Raw genomic sequence first — 9,844 nt, forward strand, 5'->3', positions numbered from 1 at the left:
TTGCCGGCGATGAGGCCGGCACAGGCAAAAACCAGTCAGCCTGCCAGGGCCCCATCGCCGGCAAGCCGGCTCCCACAGGGGATCGCGGGGGCGTTCAGGTTCTGGGAAGACAACGGTTATCAGCGTTTGGCCAGCTTCAAATTACGCGCATACCAAGGCCGCTGCGGCACTTTGGGCTTCAACCGGGCAAACAGGTCGTCATCCCCAAAAATGATCCGCAACGCCAGCTTCATGGTCTCTGGGTCCATCTCCACGCTGCGCCCCGGCCTCAACCCAGGCACCGTCGAGCAGCCATGGGTATCCGGCCCCAGCCACGGGTCCGCCACCTCCACCCACGGCCCCTGGGCGAACCAGGGCACGCCATTGACTTCGGTGCGCCGCACCTGGCCCGGGTGGATGCGCTCATGGGCCCTGTACCAATCCTCGATACGGTCATCGATCCAGCCATGGAAATGCCAGAACACCGGGTTCACATGGGACGAAAACGGGTCGCCGAGAAAGTCGTTCTGCGCCTCGAACCAACGCCCGGCAAAGTCCTCCGGCGCCCGCGCAAACGGCACCGGCATGCCATTGGACGGGTCACGCGGCACCGACGCCCAGCGCATGTGCAGCCAGTCGTGCAGGCCCAGCTCCATTTCCGAGCCGAACTGGCCGAGGGTCAACGTGCTCAGGTAGTGCGGGTCGCTGTAGCGCGACTCCCACACCTGGAAATTGCCGTGGTAGGTGTCGGGCGTCTTGATGTCGCGCACCCACTGGGTGTACTGCGCATCGCTCGGCGCCAGCCAGGTGGGCGGCAAGGCATTGCCATCGTGGTTGTCGAAATAGCGCACGAAACCGGCCCGGTCGCGCTCCAGCTCCGGCTGCGGCAGCGGAAACCGCGGCCACGAGGGCAGGTCCTGCAGGGCACGGGCTGCGCGCAGCATGTGCCGGTGCATGAAGAAGAAATCCACCCCCGAGCCATTGCGGTCCTTGTGCCGGCCGCGGGCATCGCGCTCCTGGTCACGGGGCCCGGGCTGCCAGCCCAGGCCGCGCAGGGACGCCTGCTTCTGCGTGTCCAGCTTGTGCCACTTGTCCCGCGAGGCATGCCACAACTGGTGGAACAGCCGATGCTCGGGCGCCACCAGCCAGGCCAGCAGGGCCGGTGACAACGGCGTGCGTTCGCGGGGCTCGGGGAAGCTGCGCTTGACCGCCAGGAACTGGTTGTCCTCCAGCGGCAGGGTCAGGGCCCGGTCGAGCCGGGCGATGCGGCCGTTGAGGCTGGCCGGCCCGGCATTGCCCAGGGCGCCCCAGGCTTCGTCGAGTACCACCTGGCATTCATAGTCCGCCTGCGCCTCGCCCGCCTGGGTGGCGAACAGGCGCCAGCGCAGGGTGCCGGGCTTTTCCGTCAGCAGGTCGCCGAGCACGCGGTAGCGGGGTTCCTGCTCACCGCGCAGGCGCTCGGGGGTGTCCAGGTAGCCGCGCAGGCCACGGCCGTTCTGCGCCACGTCCAGCAGCAGCTCCAGCTCCCCTGCGGGCAGGCCTTGCAGGCCGGCATCGGCTCCATGGCAGCTCCAGCGCCAGACGCCGCGCAAGGTATCGCCCAACTGCTGCAGCTTTGCATCGGCCAGTTCCACCACGGCCTCGCCCGGGGTTTCCGGGAACTGCTCGTCGAACTGCTGGCGCTGCACATGCCGCGCGTACAGCGCTCCGGGTACTACCACGCCCGTCAATGCCACACCGGCGATGAACCCGCGTCGTGAAATCGTCATTGCCACTACCTGAGCATTCGTTGCGGCCATGGAGCACGGCCTGTCCAAGGCTAGAACGTTGCCCACGCAGCGAAATTTAACGCCCCGCCCACCGCGCGCCGTCGATAAATTTGCCCCGCCCTCGTTCGTCCAACCTGATACCCAAGCCCTGGCCGCGCCACCGCCGCTGCGGCGCAAGGCCCACCCGATCAACGCGCAACGAGATGGCAATGACCAAGACCCGCTCCCGCAAAGCCCTGTACATCGGCCTGCCCCTGGCCCTGACGGTCGCCCTGGGGAGTGCCGCCGGCTACTTCTACTGGCGGCACCTGCACGCAGGCTACCCGCTGAAGATCGTCCAGCAGGCCGAGGCGCTGCACGATCACATGCTCTCGTTCGACAGCCACGTCACCGTGCCACTGGCCCTGGGCAGCGCCGGCCACGAAGCGGACAAGGACGGCCCCGGCCAGTTCGACCTGGCCAAGGCCAACCGCGGGCGCCTGTCGGGCGCGGCGCTGACGGTGTTCGGCTGGCCGGAAATCTGGAATGGCGCCAACGCCCCGCACCGCCCCACCCCAGGCTTCGTCGATGCCGCCCGGCAAGAGCAGGAAGCGCGCTACAAGATCATCACCGGCATGGTGCGCGACTTCCCCAACCAGGTCGGCATCGCCTACACCCCCGACGACTTCCGGCGCCTGAACGGCGAAGGCAAGTTCGCCATCTTCATCAGCATGCTCAACGCCTACCCGCTGGGCCACGACCTGGCGCAGCTCGACCTGTGGGCGGCACGCGGCATGCGCATGTTCGGCTTCAGCTATGTCGGCAACAACGACTGGGCCGACTCCTCGCGGCCGCTGCCGTTCTTCAACGACACCGCCGACGCACTGGGTGGCCTGTCGCCGCTGGGCGAGCAGGCGGTCAAGCGCCTGAACGACCTGGGCGTGATCATCGACGTCTCGCAGATGTCGACCCTGGCCCTGGAAGATGTCGCGCGCCTGTCGCGCGCGCCGCTGGTGGCCTCGCATTCGGCGCCGCGGGCCTTGGTCGACATCCCGCGCAACCTCTCCGACAAGGAAATGCAGCTGATCAAGGACAGCGGCGGGGTCATCCAGGTGGTCGGTTTCGGCCAGTACCTCAAGCCCCTGACCCAGCCGGTGGTGGACAAGCTCGACGCCCTGCGCGCGCGCTTCGACCTGCAACCGCTGCAAGGCCTGGCCAATGCCCTGATGCCCGGCGATGCGGTGATCGCCATCTGGCCCGAGGCGCGCTTCGGCGAGTACGCAAGCTCGCTCTACAGCATCCTCGACGAAGAACCCAAGGCCACCCTCAAGCAGTACGTCGACGCCATCGACTACACGGTGAAGAAGGTCGGCATCGACCACGTCGGCATCGCCTCGGACTTCAACGACGGCGGCGGCCTGGACGGCTGGAAAGACGTCAGCGAAATCCGCAATGTCACCGCCGAGCTGCTCACCCGCGGCTACAGCGAAGCCGACATCGCCAAGCTCTGGGCAGGCAACTTCCTGCGCGCCTGGGCCCAGGTGCAAAAAGCCGCCCTCCCCGTCGCCAACCGCTGAAGCGAGCCCGCCCGACCATGAGCAACCGCCGCACCTTCCTCAAACAGGCCGGCCTGCTGGCCGCCAGCCTGCCCCTGCTGCCCGAGGCCCTGGCCAGCAGCGAGACGCCGCTCACCGGCGCCGACAAGTGGCGCAACCTGCGCACGCTGTTCCCGCTCGACCCGCAGGTGGCGCACTTCGCCAACTTCCTGGTCACCGCCCACCCGCGCCCGGTGCAGGCGGCCATCGACCGCCACCGCGCCGACCTCGACCGCAACCCCGCCGCGCTGATGGACTGGGAAAGCCAGTACGAATGGCAGCGCGAGGACGAAGTGCGCGAATGGGCCGGGCGCTACCTTGACGTGCAGCCGCGCCAGGTCGCGCTCACCGGCAGCACCACCGAAGGCCTGGCGATGATCTATGGCGGCCTTGCGGTGAACGCCGACCAGGAGATCCTGGTCACCGAGCACGAGCACTACTCCGCGCACAAGGCGCTGGCCTTCCGCACCCAGCGCCAGGGCACCACGGTGCGCAAGATCCGCCTGTTCGACGACCCCTGGACAGTGTCCACCGACCAGGTCCTGAGCACGGTCGACAAAGCCATCGGCCCACAGACCCGAGTGCTCGGCATGACCTGGGTGCACTCGAGCAGCGGCGTCAAGCTGCCGGTGGGCGAGATCGGCGAGCTGGTGCGCCGGCACAACCGCAACCGCAGCGAAGCCGAGCGCATCCTCTACGTGGTCGATGGCGTGCACGGCTTCGGCGTGGAGAACGCGCGATTCGCCGACTTCAACTGCGACTACTTCATCGCCGGCACCCACAAGTGGATGTTCGGCCCGCGCGGCACCGGCATCATCTGCGCCGCCTCCACGGGCATGCAGCACCTGACGCCGACCTTCGCCACCTTCTCCCGCGATGAAGACTTCGCCACCATCATGACCCCCGGCGGCTACCACGCCTTCGAGCACCGCTGGGCCGCCGGCGAAGCCTTCAAGCTGCACCTGCAGCTGGGCAAGGCCGAGGTGCAGCAACGCATCCACCAGCTCAACAGCCTGCTCAAGGAGCGCCTTGCCGAGCATCGCCAGGTCCAGCTGGTAACCCCGCGCAGCGAGCGCTACTCGGCAGGCTTCACCTTCTTTCGCATCAAGGATCGCAACGCCGATGCCGTCGCCGCCGACCTCATCGCCAACAAGGTGATGTGCGACGCCGTGCACCGCGACGTCGGCCCGGTGATTCGCCTGGCCCCCAGCCTGCTCAACGACGAGCAGCAGATCGATCGGGCCATGGCCCTGATCACTCGCAACCTGTGAACAAGGCATTGCCCATGACCGCTCCCCTGAACCGCCTGACCCTGGCCGCCCTGCTGGCCGCCTGCAGCCTGCCGGCCCTGGCCGCGCAAGGCGCCGACACCCCCGGCAAGGTATTTCGCGACTGCGACACGCTGTGCCCGGAAATGGTGGTGCTGCCCGCCGGCACCTTCACCATGGGCACCCCGCCCGACGAAATGGGCCGCCAGGACGACGAAGGCCCGCAGCACCCGGTGACCTTCGCCAAGCCCTTCGCCATCAGCCGTTTCCAAGTGACTGCCGGCGAATGGGACGCCTACCTCAAGGCCAGTGGCACGCGCATCGCCGACGGCGACGAACGCCCTGGCCGGCGCTGCACCGCCAGCAAGCCGAGCTACAAGCAAGGCCCGCGGCAACCGGCGGTGTGCATGAGCTACCACGACGTGCAGGGCTACGTGGCCTGGCTGTCGAACAAGACCGGCAAGCACTACCGCATGGTCAGCGAAGCCGAGCGCGAATACGCCGCCCGGGGTGGCAGCAGCGGCATGTTCCCGTTCCCGCTCGACCCCGATGCCACCCTGGAAATCAGCCAGCACGCCAACGTCTACGGCCCCAAGGACGGCTTCAGCTACAGCTCGCCGGTGGGCAGCTTCCCGGCCAATGCCTTCGGCGTGTACGACATGCATGGCAACGTCTACGAGTGGGTCGCCGACTGCTACCACAACAGCTACCAGGGCGCGCCCGCCGACGGCAGCGCCTGGGGCCACGCCAGCCGCGCCGAAGGCAGCTGCAAGGTGGTGAGCATCCGCGGCAACGACTGGGGCGAGGCGCCGATCTTCTCGCGCTCGGGCAACCGCAACACCAACACCCCCGAGCGCCTGGGCGACTGGCTGGGCTTCAGGGTGGCCCGCGAGCTGTAGGCCCGGGGCTTAAATTGCCCTCCCGGCCACTCGTCCTAACGGTGTACTCACGCCTCTGATCCAGGAAACCAACATGACCTCCAAACCCCGCGGGGCCCTGAGCGAGCTGTTCACCCTGCTCAAACCCTTCTGGCCGATCGTCAGCCTGTCGATTGTCATGGGCATGGTCGGTGGCCTCAGCGTCACCGCGCTGCTGGCCACCATCAACAGCGGCCTGCACGCCGAAGGCGGCCTGAGCAACAGCGTGGTGCTGGGCTTTGCCGGGCTGTGCGCACTGGCCCTGGCCAGCTCGATCTGCTCGGACATCGGCACCAACTACGTCGGCCAGCACATCATCGCCAAGCTGCGCAAAGCCCTGGGCGAAAAGGTGCTGTCGGCGCCGATCGAGCAGATCGAACGCTTTCGCAGCCACCGCCTGATCCCGGTACTGACCCACGACGTCGACACCATCAGCGACTTCGCCTTCGCCTTCGCGCCGCTGGCCATCTCGCTGACCGTGACCCTGGGCTGCCTGGGCTACCTGGCCACGCTGTCGCTGCCGATGTTCCTGATGATGCTGCTGGCGATCGGCATCGGCAGCGTCATCCAGTACATCGCCCGCGGCCGCGGCATCAAAGGCTTCATGGCCGCCCGCGATGCCGAAGACCGCCTGCAGAAGCACTACCACGCGGTGGCCGAGGGGGCCAAGGAACTGCGCATCCACCGCCCTCGGCGCCAGCGCATGTTCCGCCAGGGCATCCAGGACACCGCCGACGAGATCTGCGCCACCCAGGTGCGCTCGATCAACACCTTCGTGATCGCCAAGAGTTTCGGCTCGATGCTGTTCTTCGTGGTCATCGGCCTGGGCCTGACCTTGCAGTTTCTCTGGCCGAGCGCCGACCCCAAGGCCATCAGCGGCTTCGTCCTGGTGCTGCTGTACATGAAAGGCCCGCTGGAGCACCTGATCGGCACCTTGCCGGTGGTCAGCCGCGCGCAGATCGCCTTTCGCCGCATCGCCGAGCTGTCCGAGCAGTTCTCCTCGCCCGAGCCGCACCTGCTGCTGCAAGACCCTGGCAGCAAGCCGGTGGCGGTCGACAGCCTGGAGTTGCGCGAGGTGAACTACGTCTACCCGCCAAGCCCCGGCGCCCAGCCCTTCCAGGTCGGGCCGGTGAACCTGCGCATCAACCACGGCGACATCGTCTTCGTGGTCGGCGAGAACGGCTGCGGCAAGACCACCCTGATCAAGCTGCTGCTGGGCCTGTACCCGCCGCAGCACGGGCAGATCCTGCTCAACGGCCAGGCCATCGACGCCGCCCAGCGCGACGACTACCGCCAGCTGTTCACCACGGTGTTCGCCGACTACTACCTGTTCGATGACGTGGTGCAGGGCGACACGCACATCCCCGACGATGCCAACCGCTACCTCGAGCGCCTGGAGATCGCCCACAAGGTCAAGGTGCAAGACGGCGCCTTCAGCACCACCGACCTGTCCACCGGCCAGCGCAAGCGCCTGGCGCTGATCAATGCCTGGCTGGAAGAGCGCCCGGTGCTGGTGTTCGACGAATGGGCCGCCGACCAGGACCCGACCTTCCGGCGCATCTTCTATACCGAGCTGCTACCTGACCTCAAGCGCCTGGGCAAGACCATCATCGTCATCTCCCACGACGACCGCTACTTCGACATCGCCGACCAGCTGGTCCGCCTGCAGGCCGGCAAGGTCGTGGTCGAACGCGCCCCCGCCCTCGCCTGAAACCCACCTGGCGCGCCCCGTGCGCGCCAGGTGCGGCTGTTGCACCGCCCGCCTAAATCACCCCGCTGCCCCTTCGTCTCTCTCAATACGCTTAATTCTCCAGTGATGGCGAGACCGAGATGACACCCCACGACCACTCCACCGATGACGCGCTGCTGGCCCTGCTCTGCGGGCTCGACGAGCCCACCGCCACCCCTGCCGGCATCGTTGCCCTGGGCACCACGGACGCCCCGCTGTCCTTCGCCCAGGAGCAGCTCTGGCTGCTCGCCCAGCTCGACCCCGACGCCGCCACCTACAACCAGCCGCGCGCCTTCATGCTGCAGGGCAGGTTGCGCGCCGCCGACTTGCAGCAGGCCCTGGACCGGGTGATCGATCGGCACGACATCCTGCGTTCGTGCATCCAGGAAATTCAGGGCCAGCCACGCCTGCGGGTGGAACGCGAGGCGCGCCTGAACCTGCGCAGCGTCGACCTGCGCGGCCAGCCGCAGGCCAGGCTGCAAGCGGCACTGGAGGCTGACGCCAGCACCCCGTTCGACCTCGCCCAGGCCCCGCTGCTGCGCGCCTGCATGTACCAGCTGGACAGCGACCGCCATGTGCTGACGCTGACCAGCCACCACAGCATCAGCGATGCCTGGTCCAACCCGCTGCTGTTGCGCGACCTGGCACAGGCGTATGCCAGCGGGCAGGCCTTGCCGCGCCCGGCCGTGCAGTACCACGACTTCGCCCACTGGCAGCGCGGCGCCTACCTGGCCAGCCCGGCGCAGGCCCAGGCCGCGCACTACTGGCGCGGCTACCTGGATGGCGGCATCACCCTGCTCGAACTGCCCACCGACCACCCCCGCGGCAGCCGCCCGCCACAGGCCGCCGGGGCCTGTGAATGGGCCATGGCGCCAGGCCTGTTCAACCAGCTCCAGGCCACTTGCCGCAGCCTTGGCCTGACCCCGTTCATGGTGCTGCTGGCGGCCTGGCAACTGGTGCTTGGCCGGCGCAGCGGCCAGGACGACTTCATCCTCGGCGTGCCCAACGCCGGGCGTAACCAGGAGCAGGTCCAGGAACTGATCGGCTACTTCGTCAACAGCCAGATCCACCGCGGCCGCCTCGACCCACGCCAGACCGTCGCCGGCCTGTTCGACCAGGTCCGCCGGCATGCCCTGGCCTGCCTGGAGCACGCCGACCACCCGTTGGAACACGTGCTTGCCGAGCAGCGCCAGGGCGCCAGCGGCGCGCTGTTCCACTGCCTGTTCAACTGGACCAGCGACAACGCCGAGCAGCCCGCCCCAAGCTTTGCCGGCCTGCGCATCGAGCCGCTGCCCAGCGTGCCCGCCAACGCCAAATTCGACCTCAGCCTGAACGTTCAGGCCGGCCGCGAGCAGTTGCGCATCACCCTGGAATACGACGCCACGCTGTTCGACGCCGCCACCGCCCAGCGCCTGGGCCAGGACTGGCTGGCGCTGCTGCAGGCCATGCTCGACCACCCGCACTGCGCGCTCGGCGAGCTGCAGCTGCCGTCCACCGCCCAGCACCAGCAACAGCAGCAAGACTGGAACGCCACCGCCCAGGCCTACCCCAGTGCGCCGTCGATCCATGCCCTGTTCGAAGCGCAAGTAAGCAGCACCCCCGACGCCACCGCGCTGCTGTTCGGCGACACCACCCTGACCTATGCCCAGCTCAACCGCCAGGCCAACCAGCTGGCCCATGCCCTGATTGCCCATGGCGTGCGCCAGGACACCCCGGTGGGTATCGCCGCCGAGCGCAGCCTGGAGCTGGTGGTCGGCCTGCTGGCGATCCTCAAGGCCGGCGGCGCCTATGTGCCGCTGGACCCGGAATACCCCGCCGAGCGCCTGAGCTACATGTTCGAAGACAGCAGCATCGGCCTGCTGCTGACCCAATCGCATCTGCGTAATCTGCTACCGCTGCCGGCCGGTTTACCGGTGCTACTGCTCGACACCGCGCAAACCGCGCAGCCCGAGCACGACCCGCAACTGCCCTGCACGCCCGAGCAACTGGCTTATGTCATCTACACCTCCGGCTCCACCGGCCGCCCCAAGGGCGCCGGCAACAGCCACCAGGCCCTCGCCAACCGCCTGCAGTGGATGCAAGCCGCCTACAAGCTGGACGCCAGCGACACCGTGCTGCAGAAAACCCCATTCAGCTTCGACGTGTCGGTGTGGGAGTTCTTCTGGCCGCTGATCACCGGCGCCCGCCTGGCCATCGCCGCGCCAGGCGACCACCGCGACCCGGCGCGCCTGGTGCAACTGATCGAACAGCACCAGGTCACCACCCTGCACTTCGTGCCCTCGATGCTCCAGGCCTTCCTGCTCGATGGCGAAATGGCCCGCTGTATCGGCCTGCAACGCATCATCTGCAGCGGTGAAGCCCTGCCGGTGGAAGCCCAGTTGCAGGTGTTCGAGCATTTGCCGCAGGCGCGCCTGTACAACCTCTACGGCCCCACCGAGGCGGCCATCGACGTCACCCACTGGACCTGCCGCGACGAAGGCAAGACCAGCGTGCCGATCGGCACCCCCATCGCCAACCTGGGTTGCTGGATCCTCGATGCCGGCCTGCAGCCGCAGGCAGCCGGGGTGATCGGCGAGCTGTACCTGAGCGGCGCAGGCCTGGCCCGCGG

Annotated in this window: 6 protein-coding genes; 5 read left to right on the forward strand and 1 reads right to left on the reverse strand. The window is 68.0% G+C overall.

What is annotated here, in order from left to right:
* Window positions 1-119: 119 nt before the first annotated feature.
* Entirely contained in the window at window positions 120-1,748 is a 1,629-nt protein-coding gene (locus B3E94_RS19745; RefSeq protein WP_286914821.1) for a PvdJ/PvdD/PvdP-like protein, read from the reverse strand.
* 209 nt (window positions 1,749-1,957) lie between these two features.
* On the opposite strand from B3E94_RS19745, the gene pvdM reads away from it, so the two are divergent.
* From pvdM to B3E94_RS19770, 5 genes are all read left to right on the forward strand, one after another.
* Window positions 1,958-3,304 carry a pyoverdine-tailoring dipeptidase-like protein PvdM gene (pvdM, locus tag B3E94_RS19750; protein WP_176516644.1) on the forward strand — a complete coding sequence of 449 codons (1,347 nt, stop codon included), beginning with the start codon at window positions 1,958-1,960 and terminating at the stop codon, window positions 3,302-3,304.
* A gap of 17 nt (window positions 3,305-3,321) precedes the next feature.
* Window positions 3,322-4,593 carry an aminotransferase class V-fold PLP-dependent enzyme gene (locus tag B3E94_RS19755; RefSeq protein WP_286914824.1) on the forward strand — a complete coding sequence of 424 codons (1,272 nt, stop codon included), beginning with the start codon at window positions 3,322-3,324 and terminating at the stop codon, window positions 4,591-4,593.
* 14 nt (window positions 4,594-4,607) lie between these two features.
* On the forward strand, window positions 4,608-5,489 hold the full coding sequence (locus B3E94_RS19760) for a formylglycine-generating enzyme family protein (RefSeq protein WP_286914825.1): 882 nt from the start codon (window positions 4,608-4,610) through the stop codon (window positions 5,487-5,489).
* A 73-nt stretch (window positions 5,490-5,562) separates the two neighbouring features.
* Complete coding sequence (locus B3E94_RS19765; RefSeq protein WP_286914826.1) at window positions 5,563-7,218, forward strand: cyclic peptide export ABC transporter; 1,656 nt, start codon at window positions 5,563-5,565, stop codon at window positions 7,216-7,218.
* A gap of 119 nt (window positions 7,219-7,337) precedes the next feature.
* Window positions 7,338-9,844, forward strand: a 2,507-nt coding sequence (locus B3E94_RS19770; protein ID WP_286914827.1) for an amino acid adenylation domain-containing protein, incomplete at its 3' end; no start/stop codon positions are given.

Origin of the sequence: Pseudomonas sp. UBA6315 (assembly GCF_002438125.1) — a bacterium.
Classification (GTDB): Bacteria; Pseudomonadota; Gammaproteobacteria; order Pseudomonadales; family Pseudomonadaceae; genus Aquipseudomonas; species Aquipseudomonas faucium.